Here is an 18,443-nt window from a genome sequence, read left to right as displayed (position 1 = left end):
CAGGCCACACCACTCGCAGATGGCTCTGCAGTCGCGGTCACCGTCGCTCATCGACGGTGGCCGCGGCGACTGCGTTTCCGCCCCCGCAGCAGCCTCGCCCGCCGCTCAGACCCCGCCTCTCACGAAAGGCACCGTGCCATGCCCGCCGAGAAGCCGCCCCAGCAGAACCCGCCACGGACCCCGCCCGTATCCCGGCCCCTCAGCCGCGCCCTGCTGGGGCCCGCCGCAGCGGTGGGGCTGGGCATCCTCATGATCCACAACTCCTTCGACACCTCCGCATCGGACGCCAAGCCGCAGTACCGTCCCCCGGTCGTCGCCTCCCCCACGCCCGCCCCCACCACTCCCAGCGCCCCCACCGCCCCCGCTACCCCTGCTTCGGAGCTGCCCCGTTCCACACCGAAGCGGCTCTCGATCCCGGAGATCGCTGTCGACGCGCCCTTCACCCCGTTGTCCATCGGCGCGTCCGGGCGGCTCAACGCGCCACCCGCCGAGAACAGCAATCTCGTCGGCTGGTTCCAGGGCGGAGCAACGCCCGGCGAGCGCGGCTCCGCGATCGTCGCCGGTCACGTGGACACCAAGACCGGCCCGGCCGTATTCGTACGGCTCGACAGGCTCAAGCCCGGAAGCACGGTCGACATCACCCGTGAGGACGGCAAGGTAGCGACATTCAAGGTCGACTCCGTCGTGACCTTCAGCAAGGCGAACTTCCCCGATGACCGGGTCTACGCCGACACCGCCTCGGCGCAGCTGCGCCTGATCACCTGCGGTGGCGCGTACGACAAGAAGGCCAAGGATTACGTCGACAACGTGGTGGTCTTCGCCCATCTCACCTCGTCCAGGAACAGCGTCTGAGCCACCGGGGGCCGTTTTGCCGTTCGTGTCGTCCACGGAGGCGGCATTCGCCCGCGGTGATGCTTGCGCTGCTCCGGCCACGCCTCCCCCGAGGCCTGCATGCCTTCATCCTCACGGTCGCCGTCGTCGACGACTTCGTGGCGCTCGGCGTCATCGCGGTTGCCTACAGCGACCACATCACCCTGACGGCTCTTCTGGTCGCCCTCGGGATCTTCGGCGTGATCCTGCTCGTCCGCGCCGGCGGGTTGCGCCGAGGAGCGTACGCACTGCTGGCGGCGGCCGCATGGGTGGCGCTCCTGGAGTCCGGCGTGGATCCGGTCGTCATCGGCCTCGCGATGGGGTTGCTGACGTACGCCTACCCGGCCGCACGCAGAGACCTCGAGCACGCGAGCGGCCTGTTCCGGCTGTTCCGCGAGCAGCCGACTCCGGAGCTCGAGCGTTCCGTACGACTCGGTCTCGCGTCGGCGATCTCCCCGAACGAGCGGCTGCAGCGGATGTTCCACCCCTGGACCAGCTATGTGATCATGCCGCTGTTCGCCCTCGCCAACGCCGGCATCACGATGAAGCGGAAGCCAGCTGGCCCGGGCGTTCAGCTCGCCGGTCACGCTGGGCATCCTGTTCGGTTATCTGCTGGGGAAGCCGATCGGCATCGTCGGCGTCTCGTGGTTGACCACCCGCTTGAGCGGGGGCCGGCTGCGCCCGCCGGTCGGCTGGGGTGCCACTGCGGCCGGCGGCACCATCGCCGGTGTCGGCTTCACGGTGTCCCTGCTGATCGCGACTCTCGCCTTCGAAGGCGACCGCCTCGAGGAGGCGAAGATCGGCATTCTCAGCGCGGTGGTCTGCGCCTGCGCGGCCACGTGGGTGGTCAGCGCCGTGATGCGGCTGTTCCCGCGGCACCTGAGGATCCGTGCCCTGCTCGGCATCTCCGAGGGCATCGTGGATCTGGAGGCGCCGGTCGATCCGGATCGCGACCATGTGCGCGGGCCCTTGGCCGCGCCGGTGACGGTGGTCGAGTACGGCGACTTCGAATGCCCTTACTGCGGCCAGGCGGAGTCCGTCCTCCGGGATCTGCTCGCCGACTTCGGAGACGTCCGCTACGTCTGGCGGCAGCTCCCGCTCAACGATGTCCACCCGCACGCCCAACTCGCCGCGGAGGCGGCCGAGGCCGCGACCGAGCAGGAAGCCTTCTGGGAGATGCACGACCTCCTGCTCGATCACCAGGGTGCCCTGCGGATCCCCGATCTGCTCGGCTATGCCGAGGACCTCGGCCTGGACACCGAGTCGTTCGAACGGCACTTGCGGGCACGCGTCGGTGCCGCGCGCGTGGCCGAGGACGTCGAATCGGCCGACCTGAGCGGCGTGTCGGGGACACCGACCTTCTTCATCAACGGACGACGGCACCAGGGCGCCTACGACATCGCCGGTCTCGCCGCCGCCGTGCGCGCGGCCCGGGCGCGTGCGGCCCTGGTGCCGTGAGACCGCGCAGCCGACGGAGACCGCGCTTGAGAGCGAGGTCCGGGGCGGGATCTCACCGGACTTCCGCGGCGGCCCGGTCAGGGAGGGCATCGGCGTCCACGCCTGCCGATGAGCGCAGCCCCGCCGCATCCGCAGCCTTGTACAACGAGCGCAGTGCGAGCAGCAGCAAGCCGATGTCATCGAGCAGGACCGGATCCGGCAACAGGTCGACCGGGCAGATCAGATAAAGGATCGAACCCCAGTACGCGAGCTTGTTGTTCAGGGGGATACCGGCATTGCGCAGCAGCTTGCGGGCGCGGACCACCTTCACCAGCAGCACGACGGCCAACACCACCATGATGACGACCAGCACCGTGGCGATCACCACGATGGTCCACATCTCGCCGCTCATCCTGGCCTCCAACAGCTGGACGGCCGGTCCGGCCGGACCGGCGTCCCTCCGGGTCGGATTCCCTGCCGGGGCGCGGCCATACCGGTCCTCGTGCGTCCGTTCGAGGGACAACAGACTCCGTCGGGCTCACGGAACAGGGTCGCCGCCCAGCTCATCGCCGACACCACCGGGCGCACCCCGGGCGTCCTTTCATCCCGATGACGCTGCTGCGGGAAGCCGGCCTCGCCTGCCAACGGCGATCCGGCGCAGCCGAACTTCCGCGCGCACCAGGACACAGGCGCGGGCCAGGACGCGGGCCAGGGCTGGACAGTTGCCGCACGGCAACAGCGGCCACAGACGACAGGCGAGGGGCGCGGTTGGACAGGGAGGCCGAGTGCGCCGAGTGCGCAGGCTTCCTGGCCGTCTCTCCCTGCTTCATGGCCGCGGTGCCAGGGCGGCCAGCGTCCGCTCACCGCCCGGGTCGCCGCTGGTGGCGGGGACGATGGCGACCTCGTCGAGTCCGGCCGCGGCATACACCTCAAGGCGCGCCCGTACCGTAGCCGTATCGCCCACCAGCCCGACCTCGCTTGCGGCTTGGGGCGGCAGCGCAGTGAGCAGTTCCTCGGGTGCGGCGCCTGCGCCGGCCATCTCCACGGCCTCGCCGAACCCGGCGGTGGTGAACATGTCGCTGTAGCCGCGCACCGTGAGGTAACCGACGATGCTCCGCATGATCTGGGTGATGGACTCAGGGGCGGGATCGACGGCCGTGGGCAGCCAGGCGGCGAGCCTGGGCGGCGTGCGGCCGACCTGGGCGGACGCGGCGTCCAGCTTCGCGCGGAGCAGGCCGACCTGCTCGGGGGAGACCAGATCCAGCAGCATGCGGTCGGCGTGCTGTGCCGCGGCGGCGATGGCGCGGTCACCGAAGGCCGCCACGGTGAGCTGTCCGCCCGGCGGAGCCAGCCGTCGGCGGAAGCCGCTGCCGGGCACGACTTCGCCGTCCGGAGCCGCCCGTTCGCTGCGGATGAGCATCCGTACGGCCTCGGCGCTCTCGGCCAAAGTGGTGGCCGCCCGGGCACGGGAACGACCGTGCACCCCCTCGACCACCCGGGTGCTGGAGGTACCCAGAGCCACGCCGACCGACCGGCCGGTGAGGGCGGCGGCCGATGACGCTCCCCTCGCGATCGTCGCCGGATCGCGCACATGGACGGGTACCGGCCCGGCCGTCATCGCGATCCGCTCGGTGGCCGGCCCGATCGCGGTCGTGAGCACGAACGCATCCCAGGTGGGCCCCTCGCCGACCCACAGCTCGCCGTACCCGAGCCGGTCCGCCAACGCCGCGACGCGCAAAGGCTCATGTGGCGGACGGTCGTCCTCCCGGGCCGCGACAACCACGCTGATGTCCATGGAATTCACCCTAATCGGCTGACTCACGATCACCCCGTACGGCGCCCGGCAAGTACCGGCCCGGCGCGGGAAGTCCCGCGCACGGTGAGCCCACTCGGAGGTGTGGAGGCATCGGCGCCGGTAGTCCTTGGGTGGGATCCCGTAGGCGGTGCGGAAGGCGCGGGTGACATCGGCGGCACCGGGAAGCCCACCGGGTTGCGACGGCGTGGACGGGTGTGGTGTGCAGCGCGGGGTCGGCGAGGTCGCGGCGGGTTGAGCCAACCCATCTCACGGCCCAGCCTCCGTCAACCCAGTTGAGTCTCCCGCCTGTATGCCCTGTCGAGCACCGGGCCACCGCGGTAAACCGCAGGCCTTGGTCTACAGCTGGGATTCGCCGTGGAGCGGCGATCGCACTCGGTTGCACCCCGTCCGTTGCCGCTACCGGTTCACGGGGTGAGCGAGTACGGCGCAACGTGACGGCAGGTTTGGGAGTGCAGCCATGCGCTGGGCCTGGGGCGGACATTGCCGACGAGGAGCGACCCTGGAAAATCATGACAAACCGGTGTGTTGTAGACGAAAAGTGTTGATCTTCACATAGCATACGTTACTGTAGCGATTCGAACGATTGCGGATCGTGTCGACTCAGACGGAAGTGGAGATGTAATGCGCAAGCTTCGCAAGGTTGCCCTTGTAGCCGCGATGGTCGGTAGCGTCAGCGTGCTCGGGGCCGGCGTCGCCTCCGCCCATGGCTCCGAGGGCTCCCATGAGTACAAGCATGACAAGGCCCATGAGTACAAGCACGACAAGGCCCATGAGTACAAGCACGACAAGGCCCATGACGACGACGGGGACGTCTACAACACCACCGTGATCGACTGCGACCAGTCGGCCGACACCACCAACGTGACGTCGCAGAACGGTCTCATCAACATCGCGGGCTCGCCGATCACGCTCCTCGGCTCCGGCAACGCCGAGTCGAACTCGACCCAGCAGATCTGCGGTATCGACAACGACGAGAACGAGAACGAGAGCGAGGCCGAGTCGGGCGACGCCGAGGGCAACGTCCTGACCATCGTCGATGATCTCATCTGAGCGCTGAGACCGCTTGTTGGGCAGCTCCGGACCCGAGCTCCAGGCTCGGCTCCGGAGCTGCCTCACGCTCAGCGAAGAACGTCTCTCAGCGCGGCCAGGCAGTTCACCCCACACCAAAGCGGACTGCGCGCCGACACCACCCTGAACCAGCCGCCATCCCTGGCCAACTGCACCGCGTGCGGGCAGGCTTGCACGTTGGCCGCGACTACGCGCTGCTCAATCCCGCCCGCCTTGTTCCGCGAACGTCACGGCGATCCGCTCGAATCCCAGGGAACGCAACAAGTTTTCCAACATACGTTCGGTGTTCTTTTCCGCGCGCGCCACGAGGTCGCTCTCCTTCGCTGCGTCGCCGATGTGCTGCACAGCCAGTTTGTGCACCTCATGCTCATCGTTGGGGTTGTCGGAGAAGACGTCGCCGAGCCGGTCGAGAAGCCCACGCTCCTTGGTGACGGCGTACGAACGTTCCACGTCCAGCGCAGGCTTCTCCAGACGCGCATGCGGCAACCTCAGCCTGGCGCCCTCACGGTCGTCCGTGACCGTGACGGCATCCTTGTCCAGGCCACCGAGGTCTACGTACGCTGCGACGTTTCCGGTGCCGACGAACAACGTACGGCTGCCGCGCACGGCGTCCGGCAGGAACTTGGCGTCCTTGTCCAGATCGACGACGACCTGGAAGGTGCCGGAGACGGCCTCGTAGCGGCTCATGTCCTGAATGGATTTCAGCAAGGCGGGCCCGGTGCGGTCTTCGGTCTCCGCCCCGAACGGATTCTTCAGCCCGGGCAGCAGACGCATGTGCCCGGCCAGCACGACCAGGACCAGCAGGGCGACGAGCGAGGCCGGAACCGTCACCCACCAGGGCAGGCGATTGCGCACCGGCCGGCGCACAGGGCGCGCTCCATCGGGAGACGCGCCCTCGGCCCGCGGTTTCCGAACTTCGCTCGAGGCACCTTCGGAGCCCGTCGGACCGTGAGCGGAAACGGAGGCCGATCGCCGCAACTGTGCCATCTCGCATGCACCTCCCGGGAGACGAAAATCCTTCCGCCTTGGCGCTTTCCCCGGGACCTCGCGTCCATGGGCGCGACGTCAGCCGGGTCGGGAAGGGGGTGGTGGGCTCGCGCCGATACTGAGCGGGTGAGGGGCCCTCCCCATGTCGTGAGGAGGCCCCCGCGCACCGTCCGGGCTCACTTCTTCCGCCGGGTTCACCGGGAGTCTCCTCCCCCGTTCTGGGACGATAACTGCACGTCACAGCTGGAGCACGAGCGATCAGGGAGAAACAATGGCCGGACAGTTCGAGGCATCGGTCGACATCGACCGCCCCATCGAGGAGGTCTTCGCCTTCCTCGCCAACGGTGAGAACGACCCCAAGTTCAGCCCGAGAGTGCTGCAGATGACGAAGACGACCGACGGCCCGACCGCCGTGGGCACCGTCTACGCAAGCACGGTCAAGGACGCCGGTATGAAGACCCAGCGAGAGTTCCGGATCACCGAGTTCCAGCCGCCCAGCAGGATTCGCTGGGCCGAGACCTCGAAGAACCTCATCACGGCCACGGAGGGCGGCTACGACCTCCAGCCCAGTTCCGGCGGAAAGACCCGCCTGCGGATCTTCAACCATCTCGAAGGCCACGGCCTGGGCAAACTGATCGCGGGCCTCGCCCTGAGCGCCGCGCGTAAGGACGCGGACGCCTTCGCCCACCGGATCAAAGCAGCTGTCGAGTCGTCATGAGCTCCTGACACCTGAACCACCAGCACGCACCGGGCAGCCGAACCGACCGCGAGAGAGCGTGATATCGCGAGCCATTCCGACAACGCCCGGTGAACAGTTCAGCGGCTGAGGGCGCGCCCCCGACCTCCGCTGCATCAGCCATCGCGGCGGCCATCCCGTCGGCCGTCACCGGCTCATCGGCCGCCACGCAGGCACGCGAGGCGGCGCCGGACCCTCCGGACGGCGCCGCACCCAGCCGAGCATGACCACGGAGACCACCGCGGCGAAGGCGCACCAGGTGGAGATGAACTCCAACCGCCACAGCACCACGCAGATCACCGCCCCGGCCGCCACCAGGACCCCGAGCAGCCGCAGCAGCGGATCACCGCCGAGCAGCAGGGAGCCGACGGTGGCGAGGAGATAGCCCGCAATGATCAGCGGCGAGTGCGGCAGGTCGAGGACGTAGCCGAGAGTGTGGCCACGGATTTCTGCCGTCACCGGCCGGGTGGCCAGGGCGTACGTGAGCGCGCCGGCGGTGGCGAGCCCGGCAGCGGCCGCGACCGCCAGTCCGCGCCGGGCAGTCGGCGGCGCGGCGAGCAGCACGCCGAGCGGCACCCACACCGCCAGCAGGGGCAGGGCCATGACGGCCCAGGCCATGGTGGCCGGGCCCGCACCGCCGCCGGAACGCCAGACGACGGACTCGATGACCTGGTGGGCTCCGAGGAGCAGCGGCAGCGCGGCGAGCGGCAGATCGCGGGCCCGGCGCAGCTGCGACACGCAGGCCACCCCGATCGCGGCGATGCCGACGCCCGCCACGAGGTCAGCCGTCGCACTCCAGCACATGGCGTCACCCAGAGACCAGAAGACTGCGTGAATCAGCGCATATCGTGGGTAAAGGGTACGATCCTGGCGGCTTTCTTTCTCAGCGACACCCAGTCCCCGTAGCAAGGCTGACTCCGCACCCGGCCCGCTCGCCGATGAGTCCGGGGAGAACGGAGAGATCGGGTCCCTGCATGGCCGCTTCGCTCGGATGCGGAGCTCGGGCGGGAAACCTGTCCAGCGCAGGTCTGCAGTTGGTGTCCCGTGTCGTTGCAGACGAGGACGGACGACTGCCTGCCGGGCTCCTCGCCGGGGATGCCGAAGGCTTACGCGACACCCTCGGCCTCCAGGCAGCGCACCAGCAGATGAGCCACGTCCTCAGCGTCGCCGCCCGGGTCCTGGCGGTGGGTGTTGGGGTGAGAGCTCATGATCGGAGCGTAGGTACACGACTTCGACTGTCGCGACTCAGGAGCCGGACGGGCGAAGTGGTCGCGGGGCTTCCGCTGCGGGTCCTGAGGTGTGCCGTGCGGGTGCCCGCGTTCGCGTCTCGGGGAGGCCGATTGTCAGCCCCTCGTGGAAGGGTGTTGGTCAAGGACGGCATGTGCACCGAAGGAGCCCCCGATGACCGCGATGCTCGACTTGAAACCCGCGGCCCGTCAGATGGCGAGCCTGCTGCAGGGAATCACCGACGACCAGCTCGGAGCGCCCACGCCGTGCCCCGAGTACACCCTCGGCGACCTCATCGACCACGTCGACGGGCTGTCGCAGGCGTTCACCACCGCCGCTGCAAAAGACCTCGGAGCGGCGACCTCGCAGCTCCCCTCCGGCGACGCCACCCGGCTGGGTGACGACTGGCGGTCCCGTATCGCCGGGCAGCTCACGGCACTCGGCGATGCCTGGCGCGACCCCGGCGCGTGGGTGGGAATGACCCAGGCGGGTGGAGTCGACCTGCCGGCTGAGTCGGCGGGCAGGATCGCCCTGGACGAGCTGGTCATTCACGGTTGGGACATCGCCCACGCGAGCGGGCAGCCCTTCGACTGCGATCCACAGGCGCTCAGCGCGTGCATGGAGTTCGTGTCGCTCATGTCCGAGCCGGGTCAGGAGGCGAGCAGAGAAGGGCTCTTCGGCCCGGTCGTCGACGTCCCTGCAGACGCCCCGCTCCTCGACCGCGTCATTGCTCTCAGCGGGCGCGACCCCGCCTGGACGGCAGTCTGAGGTGATGGCACGGGTGGCCGGCCTCCCGGTGCGCCCAGTGCTGAATCCTCAATCCTCGGCATCCGGCTCCCGGCCCGATCGTCCTCCGCCGCCTCCCACCAGCGGCAGGTCCGCCTGACGGTCGTCAGGAAACGAGCCGGCACCGGAGCTGTGAACCCCGGTGCCGGCCGCCGCCGTTTCCTGGCCTGGACGGGCCAGGCGAGGTCGGATCAGTCAGGTCAGCAGCTGGCTTCCCAGGTGTGGGCGCCACCGCGGTTCGCCGCGCCCGGGTTGCTCCCGACGGCCTGTCCCGGGGCGAGGCAGATGGTCCGGCCGCCCCATCCGTTCCACACCTGGACGTGGTCCTGCACGCCGGGTCCCGAGACCCCGTAGTTGGCCCACGACTCGTCGTTGTCGTTGATCGGCGCCCCCCATGTGCTGTCGTCGCCGGTCCACTCCGCCTTGTCGCCCCCGTAGTTGGGGGACGTCCAGGCGCAGAAGCTGCCGGAACCGCAGCCGGCGGCCAGCGCGGAGGTCGGCGTCACCACGGCTGCGGTCGCTGCCAGAGCCAGCGTGGCTCCTGCAAGAGCGATCTTGCGCATGACATGTGTCCTTTCCTGTGTGCGATGGACGTGCTCCATCAACCCCCGGCGTTCGCCGGGGGAAACTGTGGGTGGTGCTGGAGAGGGCGGTCCCTAGGCGCCGGGCGCTTCCCGCTGAACCGCCAGGTGGAGCGCGTGGCGGCGCATCCGCTGGTAGTCCTCGTTCTCTCGCTGGTGGGCCGCGCGGACCCCACCGAGGTGACGGCGTTCCAGACGTTCGGCGGTACGGGCCAGCTCGGTGGAGCGCACACAGCGCGCTTCTGCCACGGCCAGGCTTCGCTGCAGGCGGTGTGCCTGCCCCGCGCTCATGCCCGCCGCGCGGTGCTCCCACTTCCGGCGCAGCTGCGCCGGGTCCTTGGCGGCCTGACTCGGCGCCATGCACCGCGACCAGCTCTCCAGGGCGCTGCGGTAGCCGCGGTCCGCGCGTACGCGCCTGCCCGCCTCCGCGCGCTGGTTGTCGACCAGCACCTGCGCGCGGACCCAGCGCTTCTGGTCTCCGTACAACTGCCGCTGCGCGGTGGCCAGGCAGCCGTCGGTGTTGACGCTGACGGTGTACCCACCGGGCAGCGCTACCGACAACTCCCGCTCACCGGCGCCGAACACGGCCGCGGTGACCTTGCGGGACTGCTCCTCCGTCCGGGCACGCTCGCCGTGCTCCGCCGGTCCGCCGGCGGTCCCGGGCCGCGGCTGGGAGGTGCTCTTCGATGCGGACGGGGCCGGCAGTCCGAAGCCGTGCCGGGCTGCCCACCGGGGGTCATCGATGCCGTACGGGAATGTGCGCCGGACCGCCGACGAGTCGTCCGCGGCTGCCTTCCGCGCGGACCCGTCGGCGGAGGATGCGGCCGGGCCCGCCTCCGGCCGCAGTCCGCGCTTCCCCAAGCAGCGTCCCACCAGGATGGACTCGGCCCTCTTCAGCAGGTCCGCCTGGGCGCGAGCACTCTGCGGAACGGTCGGGGGCTGGGCGGAGCCGCCGGGGGCGCAGCCCGCCAGAGCCGCCACAGTGGCGGCCAGGAGTGCCGCGGGCAGAGCACGCAGGGCGCGCATCGTGTCCTTCCCTTCCGGTTGCGGATGCTTGCGCCGGTCCAACGGACCAGTCACTACGCACACGAACGGCGGGGGTCTCTCGTATGACGGCGGAATGTGTGACCTGGGCCACTCTCCTGCCGCGTCCCGCCCGAAAGGACGCGGACCCGGAAGATCGAGCTCAGGTAGAGTGTTTCCGTCTTCAGCAGTGAACGACCGAGGAGGTGAGACCCATTACCGCTGTACCAGGCTGGGTGCTCGCATCTCACGCCGTGCGGTCCCTCCGCCACAGGTGACCGCCGCGGGAGCGCCCTCAGGCATCCCGAAAGGCACTCATGTCGGCTTCACTGTCACTTCCCCCTCTCTCCGTCATCGTCACCAGGCTTCGGGCCGCCGGTTGTGTCTTCGCCGAGGACGAGGCGCAGTTGCTCATCTCGGCGGCACGGACGCCTGACGTTCTCGCCGCCATGGTGGAACAGCGAGTCGTCGGCCTGCCCCTCGAACACGTCCTCGGCTGGACCGAGTTCTGCGGCCTGCGGATCGCCGTGGACCCCGGAGTCTTCGTACCCCGCCGCCGTACGGAGTTCCTCGTCCACCAAGCCGCCGCCCTCACCCGGCCCGGGGCTGTCGTCGTGGACCTGTGCTGCGGCTCGGGCGCGTTGGGCGCAGCGCTGGCCGCGACCACGGACCGGGTCGAGTTGTACGCCGCCGACGTCGACGCCGCCGCGGTGCGGTGCGCCCGGCCCAACGTCACCGCCGCGGGCGGTCAGGTGTACGAAGGCGACCTCTACGAGCCGCTGCCCGCTTCGCTGCGGGGCCGCGTCGACGTCCTGCTCGCCAACGTGCCCTATGTACCCACCGACGAGATCGAGTTGCTCCCCCCGGAGGCCCGTATCCACGAGGCGCGGGTGGCGCTCGACGGTGGCGCGGACGGGCTCGATGTCCTGCGGCGGGTGGCCGCTGCGGCGCCCGTATGGCTGGCGCCGGGCGGCCACCTTCTGTTCGAGACGAGTGAGCGCCAAACCCCGCAGGCAGTCGACATCGTCTCCCGCAATGGGCTGACGCCGCGGGTTGCCGTTTCCGGCGAGCTGAACGCCACCGTCGTCATGGGAGCCAGGCCCGCCCCCGGCCCACGTGGACCGGGGGACGGCCGCGAACGCGTCGGAGTGATCACCTGTCGGCCGCTCGGGGACGGGACCGATGCTCTGCATGATCCGCCGGCGATCCAGCGCATGATCTGCTGGTGATCCAGCGCAGCAGACCGGTCGAAGCCGCTCCCCCGGCCCGGCGCGCACGCGGAGCCGTACGCGATCTACGAGCGCTCCCCAGCCGGTGTGCGTTGTGCACATCGCATGACGGCGAACAGTGCACTTTGACCAGTATGCGTGGTCGGGGAAATGCTTCATCGTGGGACGTCACCGCCCCGGGGAGCTCCCCCATGCCCCACCCACAGGAGTACGCATGTCAGCACCTTGGCCGGGGCCGCGGCCTCTGTTCCGGCACTGCTGTTCACATGCCCCGAGCCGCCCGGAGTGCTCGGACCGCGCCGGCCACGCCCGGTCCCGGCCAGGGGCGCACCGCCCGCGCCCCCTCGTCGCCGAATGGCCCGGGCCGCCCCGGGACCACGGCAGTGATCACGACAACAGCACTCGCGCAGGACGTACAGAGAAGGACGGCAGCCGATGAGCACCACCGTAGGCAATGTGATCAATGGTCAGCGAGAGGCCGCGGGCGGCCCTACGAGTGAGCTGATCGACCCCGCGGCCGGTGAGGTGTTCGGCGCGGCGGCGGTGTCGGGAGCGGCTGATGTCGAGCGTGCCGTGCGCGCGGCCGAAGCGGCCTTTCCCGGCTGGGCGGCCACCACCCCCGCCGCGCGCCAGGAGGCACTGCTGGCGCTGGCCGACGCACTGCTCGCCCGGGCGGAGGAATTCGTGGAGGCGGAGTGCCGGGAGACCGGGAAGCTCCGCCAGGTGGTGCTGGAGGAGGAGATCCCGCAGTGTGCCGACCAGATCCGGTTCTTCGCCGGTGCGGCCCGGCTGATGCACGGCGGCTCGGCCGACGAGTACGTGGCCGGGCACACCTCCTACCAGCGGCGCGAGCCGGTCGGCGTGATCGCCCAGATCACGCCGTGGAACTACCCGTTGATGATGGCGGTTTGGAAGATCGCCCCAGCCATCGCGGCGGGGAACACGGTGGTGGTCAAGCCCGCCGACACCACGCCGAGCAGTACGGCGCTGCTTGCGGAGGTGGCCTCGGAGATCCTGCCGGACGGTGTGTTCAACGTGGTGCTCGGCGACCGGGACACCGGGCGTCTGCTGGTCGAGCACGAGGTGCCCGCCATGGTGTCGATCACCGGGTCGACCCGCGCGGGGATCGAGGTGGCCCGCAGCGCCGCCGCCACGCTCAAGCGCACGCACCTGGAACTGGGCGGCAACGCACCCGTCCTGGTCTTCGACGACGTCGACGTGCGCGGTGCGGCGGACGGCATCGTGGCCGCCGCGTTCTACAACGCCGGACAGGACTGTACGGCCGCCACCCGTGTGCTGGTCCACTCGGACATCCACGACGAGTTCGTGGCGGCGCTCACCGAGCGCGCCGAGGCGACGAAGCCCGGCGTCGACTTCGGCCCGCTGAACAGCGCCGCACAACTCGACCGCGTACTGGGCCTGCTGGCACGGCTTCCGGCCCACGCGCAGTCGCACTGCGGCGCCGAGCAGCACGGTGACCACGGATACTTCCTCGCCCCGACCGTCGTCTCCGGCCTGACACAGGACGACGAGATCGTGCAGGAGGAGATCTTCGCGCCGGTCATCACCGTGCAGCGCTTCGGCGACGACGCGGAGGCCGTGGCGCTGGCCAACGGAGTACCGCAAGGCCTGGCGGCCTCCGTCTGGACGCGCGACCACGGACGGGCCGCGCGGCTGACGACCTGCCTGGACTTCGGCTGCGTGTGGATCAACACGCACGGGCTGCTGACCGCCGAGATGCCGCACGGCGGGTTCGGGCAGTCCGGGTACGGCAAGGACCTGTCGATGCACGGCCTGGAGGACTACACGCGCGTCAAGCACGTCATGGCCGCACACGGCTGATCGACCGCCTGCCATCGACCGACCGGCTGCTTGCCGGGACCGCCCGCCGGCCCCGGCAGTCAGCCCCTTCGGCGGGACGGGAGAGGCGACCCCAAAATTGGTCTACACCTTGACTGGTACAGACCAATCCGGTTGAGTGTCCTCCACCCACATCCGGCGGCCCCGGGCGCGCCGGCTCCCGTGGCGTGACAGCTCGTATACGGATCAGCCCAGCCGTCTGTGCGGCGTGCCCGTACGAAGGAGTCATCACGTGTCGAGACAGCGAATCACGGCATCCCTCACCGGTTTAGCCATTGCGGCCGCAATGTCGGTCGCCGTGCCCACGTATTCCGCCGCGGCTTCCTCACCGGCCGCGGCGTCCGCCTGCACCTTTACGCAATGGGTTGCCGGGAAATGGTACGCGGCCGGCGACATCGTCCAGTACAGCGACGGCAATTTCTACCGGGCCGAGCACGACAACCCGGGCTATGACCCCGTCATCAGCACCTGGTACTGGGAACCGTACGACTGTGGCGGCGGGGTGCCGGGCGAATCGAACTTCGTCGTGAGTGAGGCGCAGTTCAACCAGATGTTCCCGAGCCGGAACTCCTTCTACACCTACAGCGGTCTCACCGCGGCCCTCAGCGCCTACCCCGGCTTCGCCAACACCGGCAGCGACACCATCAGGAAACAGGAAGCCGCGGCCTTCCTAGCCAACGTCAGTCACGAAACCGGCGGCCTGGTCCACGTCGTGGAGCAGGACACCTCGAACTACCCCCACTACTGCGACACGAGCCAGCCGTACGGCTGCCCCGCGGGCCAGGCCGCGTACTACGGCCGCGGCCCGATCCAGCTGAGCTGGAACTTCAACTACAAGGCGGCGGGCGACGCTCTCGGTATCGACCTGCTCAACAACCCGTACCTGGTGCAGAACAACGCCTCGGTGGCGTGGAAGACCGGCCTTTGGTACTGGAACACACAGAGCGGGCCGGGAACGATGACGCCGCATCAGGCGATGGTCAACAGCCGGGGATTCGGTGAGACCATCCGCAGCATCAACGGCAGCCTGGAATGCGACGGCAAGAATCCCGCGCAGGTGCAGAGCCGGATCAACGCCTATCAGAGGTTCGTCCAGATTCTGGGCACGACCGCCGGTGGCAACCTCGGTTGCTGAGCGTATGACCGCCCATGGTTTGCTTGTGTGACGGCCGAGGGCGGGCGGCAGGGGAGCGGCCGAATCACCTTCAGGACCGGCGTTTGAAGATGATTCGGCCGTTCCCGCGTCCAGCGTGGGGACAGGCCGGCCAAGCCATGCGGTTACGCGATCCGGCCGGTGAGTACGGAAACTCTGACGTGTTCGGTGAACCGCAGCTCCGGTGGGAGCGACTGCCGGATGGCCTCGGCGAACGCCGGCCGGTCGGCCGGTGCCGGCAGCCCATCCGCGGGGATCGCGGAGTAGACCCCGCCGATGAGCTCGTCGACGCTCAGCTCATCGCTGTACTCGATCGCGGTCTCCCGCACATCCTCGTAACCGGCCTCGCCGAGCGCCTGCGCGTAGCGAAGCCGGTCCCGGGAGCCGGTGCCGCACGTCGCCTCCAGCCTGGTGCCGAAGTGCTCTTCCAGGAACCTCCGAAGCGAACGCGACCACGCGCTGTCCTGCAACCACAGGGGCGTCCCGTTGGCGACCACGGCGATGCCTCCACCGGCCCGGAACAGCGGGGTCAGTTCACGGAACAGCTCGTCGTGCCGCATCCAGTGGAGCGCCTGCCCGATGACCGTCATCGCCAGGGCACGCTGTCCCACCAGCGCACCCATCGCGGGTATGTCGGTGTCGGCGCCGAGCACCCACGTCGCGTTGTGCACGCCCTGCCCGGTAGCCGACTGTCTGGCCAGCCGGAGCATGTCCGGCTCGGGATCCACACCGATGACCGAACGGACGCGGGATGCGAGCGGGACGGCGAGCTGGCCGGTACCGCATCCGAGGTCGAGGACGACGTCGCCGGTGCCCAGCCCGAAGGCCGCTTGCAGCGTATCGAGAACCTGAGGCGGGTAGCCACGCCGGAACTTCGCGTAGTACTGGGCGACATCACCGCTGAATCCGAGGGTCATGGCCTCACTCTGCCCGCGCACGGCGGCGGGGGCAGCCGTCGGGGCGGTGATCGCCAACGGCTGAATCCGGGACTCTCCCGTCGCGGGCACCTGCACGATCGCTGTCCGTCGCGAGGAAACGAGAGGCGCTGGTACGCCGCGGTGGTGCCGGAGCCGCGTGATGGCCGACGCGCGCCCCGCGGGGTCTGCTCGCTCCGTACGGGCCGGGGCCCCCGTCGTCACCGGCGGGGTGCCGGAGCGGCGCGGCGCGGAGATGCCAGAAGGAAGGGAGCGCCGCTCTTCCTGTCCGGGTGTTCGGACACCTGCCAACCCGCGCGCTCGAGCGCTCGCGCGTACCGGCCCAGCTCCTGCCTGACCGGTTCATCGCCGCTCCCCGACCGCGCCCCACCCGAGGACGCCGGACCCGCTGACGCCGCGCCCGCTGACGCCGCGCCCGCCCAGGTCACGCGCACAGCATCGTCCGATGACCACGGGAACAGGCGATAGCCGCTGCCGCAGCGCAGGCCGTTCCCGTCAACCGCGGACGGCCGGCAATCCGCCGCCTCCAGAGCCAGCCCCACGGCCGCCACCAGATGTGTCCGCTCCCACGGGCACGGCACCTCCGTGCTGCCGGTGCGGTTGGTGAGCCGCCGCAGTTCCAGCAGCCCCTCCCAGGCAACGCTCACCTCGCGCGCCCGCACCCGGCCATCGGCGGGCTCCGCCTCATCGCCCGACCGGGCACTGAACACACCCGCCGAGACCGTGGTGCCCTCATCGGGTCCCGGCGGTTGCGGCGCGGGCGCGAGGAGCTCCTGGCGGAACTGACGACCGGCGGGCGTCAGATAGCAGCGGTGAGGCGGCCGCGGGTGCCTCACCACCCACCCCTGGCCGGCCAGCGCCTCCAGTACGGACTCCCGGCCGCGTACGAGCCCGGTGTCCGGATCGGCCTCCGCAACGGCCCGCCGCTGTGCGGGGGTCGGCTGCTTGGCCACCTGCTTCCTCCCCCGGGACGGACGTCCGAGTCACACGATCCGATCGCGCCTGACGTCCCGCCCACAGTAGACCGCCGGGCGCACCCGTAACCTTGCACGGCGTGCCTGCCCGGCGGCCGTAGAGTCACCCGGACCCGGGCTGGACCAGTGGGCGCGCCTGAACCGCCGCGTGCACCTGGTGCCCACCGCTGGCGATCATCCGCACCTCGGAACGGTCACTGATCTCTGCCCGGACGATGCCGGTGTCGTCCATGTATACGGGGTGCCCACCCGGGCCGCTCCGATCAGTGCGGTGCACCACCACCACATCCTCCACCACCGGCGCCGAGTAGGGCGCCTGTGTAAACACCAGCTCGTACGCATCGCGCTGTCCCATGACGCCTCCTTCGTCGCGAACCTCGCCCCACCCCGTTCCCAAAACGGGACATTTCACACTCATGGCCGCACTTCCATACTCTCTGTCATCGCAGTGTTTCAGTGCGGAGTCGCCGAGTACGGCCCACCGGACAGCCTTGCCTTCCCAACGCGGCCGTGATGGTCACGGGGCCCACGTGCGTTCCAGCATCCGCTCTGCGCGCTGCACCCCGTGCTCACCGCTGTGTGTCGCTGCGCGTGAGGCAACCCCCGTCGCGAAGAGCCGGGAGTCGGCTCCGCGTGGACCGTGAACTCGACGACGGCGACGTGCTCGACTTCGACGGCGACAGGCGGGCCGTGGCAGTGGCCGACCCCAGGCACACCGCCGACGGTGTGGCTCTCCATCTCCCCGCGCCGCAAGTGCTGTTCACCGGTGACACCGTGGCGCGAGGTCACGACGGAGGGTCATGCTGGGTGTCTTCAACGTCGACCCTCCCGGGGCCGTCGCTTCCTTCAAGCGCTGGCGCCTCTCGACACCGATGCCGCCTGCTTCGGCCACGGCGAGCCGCTCACACAGGGCGCGGCAGCCGCCCTTCGGGCCGCGGCCGGGCGTCTGAGAGCAATACCGGGCCGCCACAGACCCCACTGACACAATTCGGATATGGCCGACAGCGACCCGACCGAACCCACCTCCGCCGAGCTCCGCGGCCTCGCCGCCCAGGCCGAGACCCTTGCCCGCCGACTCGAGGAGATTCACACCCGGCTGATGAGGGCCCGTACGGACGGCGACCCGCCCAGTCTCACCCAGCTCGACCACGCCACCGCCCAGGCACACCTCATCGCCGGCGCCCTGGAGGAAACGGCCGCGGACATCGCACGTCTCCACACCTCCCCCGGCGGCACTCTGTGCGCCATTGCCTGGGGAGTGTGCCCGGAACACGGCAACACCCTGCACTCCAAGGCCGGCCGCACCACCTGCAAAAGCCCCCACTGCTACCGGGTATGGGCCTACGACCGGCTCGGCGCGCCGTGCACCGAGCCCGCCAGCCACCAGTGCACCGACGCCCACGGCACCGCGTTTCCCGCGTGCGACGGGCACGCCAAGGACGTTCGGCTGCGTATGGACGGTGCCACTGTCGCCCCGATCGATGTCTGAGCGGACTTGAGCCGGGCCGGGCAGGACCACACTCAGGGGAACGGACCGGCGAGCATCCGCGCGCACGCGCAAGGGGCGGATGGAGTTGACAGCAATCGCGGGAACAAATAGCGGAGGCGATCTCGGTCTTGACGGTGCGCCCTGTCCAACAGCCCGGGGGCGCGGCTCCCCGCCCCGAAAATCACGTCAGCCATATCCGCAGAAACGGGCCATGCAGGGAATGGACGGCAGAATCGGGAAGGGCCCCAGGAAAACTCCTGGGGCCTTCCCCC

At 69.9% G+C, this 18,443-nt stretch carries 17 protein-coding genes and 2 pseudogenes; 10 read left to right on the top strand and 9 right to left on the bottom strand.

Annotated features, from left to right (window positions below; translation table 11 throughout):
- Window positions 1-138: 138 nt before the first annotated feature.
- Window positions 139-852, top strand: coding sequence for a class F sortase (locus tag ABZW18_RS10305; protein WP_356184837.1), 714 nt, complete (start codon window positions 139-141; stop codon window positions 850-852).
- A 31-nt stretch (window positions 853-883) separates the two neighbouring features.
- Window positions 884-2,328 (top strand): annotated as a pseudogene (locus tag ABZW18_RS10300) (Na+/H+ antiporter NhaA); the annotation flags it as partial.
- A gap of 52 nt (window positions 2,329-2,380) precedes the next feature.
- Here ABZW18_RS10300 and ABZW18_RS10295 read toward each other — a convergent pair.
- Together ABZW18_RS10295 and ABZW18_RS10290 are read right to left on the bottom strand one after the other, a co-directional pair.
- On the bottom strand, window positions 2,381-2,719 hold the full coding sequence (locus tag ABZW18_RS10295; protein ID WP_356184835.1) for a hypothetical protein: 339 nt from the start codon (window positions 2,717-2,719) through the stop codon (window positions 2,381-2,383).
- 414 nt (window positions 2,720-3,133) lie between these two features.
- On the bottom strand, window positions 3,134-4,102 hold the full coding sequence (locus ABZW18_RS10290) for an LLM class F420-dependent oxidoreductase (RefSeq protein WP_356184832.1): 969 nt from the start codon (window positions 4,100-4,102) through the stop codon (window positions 3,134-3,136).
- A gap of 642 nt (window positions 4,103-4,744) precedes the next feature.
- Between ABZW18_RS10290 and ABZW18_RS10285 the strand changes: the two genes are divergently transcribed.
- The gene (locus tag ABZW18_RS10285; protein WP_356184831.1) at window positions 4,745-5,173 is read left to right on the top strand and encodes a hypothetical protein; all 429 of its coding nucleotides are present in this window, start codon (window positions 4,745-4,747) and stop codon (window positions 5,171-5,173) included.
- Window positions 5,174-5,389: 216 nt separating this feature from the next.
- Here the strand turns inward: ABZW18_RS10285 and ABZW18_RS10280 are convergent, their stop codons facing one another.
- Window positions 5,390-6,058, bottom strand: a complete 669-nt coding sequence (locus ABZW18_RS10280; protein ID WP_356184829.1) for a DUF4230 domain-containing protein — start codon at window positions 6,056-6,058, stop codon at window positions 5,390-5,392.
- Window positions 6,059-6,449: 391 nt separating this feature from the next.
- Between ABZW18_RS10280 and ABZW18_RS10275 the strand changes: the two genes are divergently transcribed.
- Complete coding sequence (locus ABZW18_RS10275) at window positions 6,450-6,896, top strand: SRPBCC family protein (RefSeq protein WP_356184826.1); 447 nt, start codon at window positions 6,450-6,452, stop codon at window positions 6,894-6,896.
- Window positions 6,897-7,061: 165 nt separating this feature from the next.
- Here the strand turns inward: ABZW18_RS10275 and ABZW18_RS10270 are convergent, their stop codons facing one another.
- Window positions 7,062-7,718, bottom strand: coding sequence for a DUF6629 family protein (locus ABZW18_RS10270; protein WP_356184823.1), 657 nt, complete (start codon window positions 7,716-7,718; stop codon window positions 7,062-7,064).
- 597 nt (window positions 7,719-8,315) lie between these two features.
- On the opposite strand from ABZW18_RS10270, the gene ABZW18_RS10265 reads away from it, so the two are divergent.
- Window positions 8,316-8,909: a TIGR03086 family metal-binding protein gene (locus ABZW18_RS10265; protein WP_356184820.1), complete on the top strand. Its 594-nt coding sequence runs from the start codon at window positions 8,316-8,318 to the stop codon at window positions 8,907-8,909.
- A 218-nt stretch (window positions 8,910-9,127) separates the two neighbouring features.
- Here the strand turns inward: ABZW18_RS10265 and ABZW18_RS10260 are convergent, their stop codons facing one another.
- Both ABZW18_RS10260 and ABZW18_RS10255 read right to left on the bottom strand, forming a co-directional pair.
- Window positions 9,128-9,490, bottom strand: coding sequence for a peptidase inhibitor family I36 protein (locus ABZW18_RS10260; protein ID WP_356184817.1), 363 nt, complete (start codon window positions 9,488-9,490; stop codon window positions 9,128-9,130).
- A 93-nt stretch (window positions 9,491-9,583) separates the two neighbouring features.
- Complete coding sequence (locus ABZW18_RS10255; RefSeq protein ID WP_356184814.1) at window positions 9,584-10,534, bottom strand: hypothetical protein; 951 nt, start codon at window positions 10,532-10,534, stop codon at window positions 9,584-9,586.
- A 314-nt stretch (window positions 10,535-10,848) separates the two neighbouring features.
- Between ABZW18_RS10255 and ABZW18_RS10250 the strand changes: the two genes are divergently transcribed.
- The 3 genes from ABZW18_RS10250 (at window position 10,849) to ABZW18_RS10240 (ending at window position 14,755) form a co-directional block, all read left to right on the top strand.
- Window positions 10,849-11,760, top strand: coding sequence for a putative protein N(5)-glutamine methyltransferase (locus tag ABZW18_RS10250; RefSeq protein WP_356184812.1), 912 nt, complete (start codon window positions 10,849-10,851; stop codon window positions 11,758-11,760).
- Between the two features lie 435 nt (window positions 11,761-12,195).
- Window positions 12,196-13,602, top strand: a complete 1,407-nt coding sequence (locus ABZW18_RS10245; protein WP_356184809.1) for an aminobutyraldehyde dehydrogenase — start codon at window positions 12,196-12,198, stop codon at window positions 13,600-13,602.
- A 250-nt stretch (window positions 13,603-13,852) separates the two neighbouring features.
- Window positions 13,853-14,755 (top strand): glycoside hydrolase family 19 protein, encoded by a 903-nt coding sequence (locus ABZW18_RS10240; protein ID WP_356184807.1) that lies wholly within the window; start codon window positions 13,853-13,855, stop codon window positions 14,753-14,755.
- Between the two features lie 143 nt (window positions 14,756-14,898).
- On the opposite strand, the gene ABZW18_RS10235 is transcribed toward ABZW18_RS10240, so the two are convergent.
- From ABZW18_RS10235 to ABZW18_RS10225, 3 genes are all read right to left on the bottom strand, one after another.
- On the bottom strand, window positions 14,899-15,690 hold the full coding sequence (locus tag ABZW18_RS10235; RefSeq protein WP_356184804.1) for a class I SAM-dependent methyltransferase: 792 nt from the start codon (window positions 15,688-15,690) through the stop codon (window positions 14,899-14,901).
- Window positions 15,691-15,908: 218 nt separating this feature from the next.
- The gene (locus tag ABZW18_RS10230; protein ID WP_356184803.1) at window positions 15,909-16,661 is read right to left on the bottom strand and encodes a hypothetical protein; all 753 of its coding nucleotides are present in this window, start codon (window positions 16,659-16,661) and stop codon (window positions 15,909-15,911) included.
- 124 nt (window positions 16,662-16,785) lie between these two features.
- Window positions 16,786-17,037, bottom strand: coding sequence for a DUF6296 family protein (locus ABZW18_RS10225; RefSeq protein ID WP_356184800.1), 252 nt, complete (start codon window positions 17,035-17,037; stop codon window positions 16,786-16,788).
- Between the two features lie 158 nt (window positions 17,038-17,195).
- Here ABZW18_RS10225 and ABZW18_RS10220 point away from each other — a divergent pair.
- A pseudogene (locus tag ABZW18_RS10220) lies at window positions 17,196-17,417 on the top strand (hypothetical protein); the annotation flags it as partial.
- A gap of 259 nt (window positions 17,418-17,676) precedes the next feature.
- Window positions 17,677-18,171 (top strand): hypothetical protein, encoded by a 495-nt coding sequence (locus tag ABZW18_RS10215; protein ID WP_356184798.1) that lies wholly within the window; start codon window positions 17,677-17,679, stop codon window positions 18,169-18,171.
- Window positions 18,172-18,443: the final 272 nt, after the last annotated feature.

It is taken from the genome of Streptomyces sp. NPDC004647, assembly GCF_040609575.1.
Classification (GTDB): Bacteria; Actinomycetota; Actinomycetes; order Streptomycetales; family Streptomycetaceae; genus Streptomyces.
This window is presented reverse-complemented; position numbering and strand designations above follow the sequence as displayed.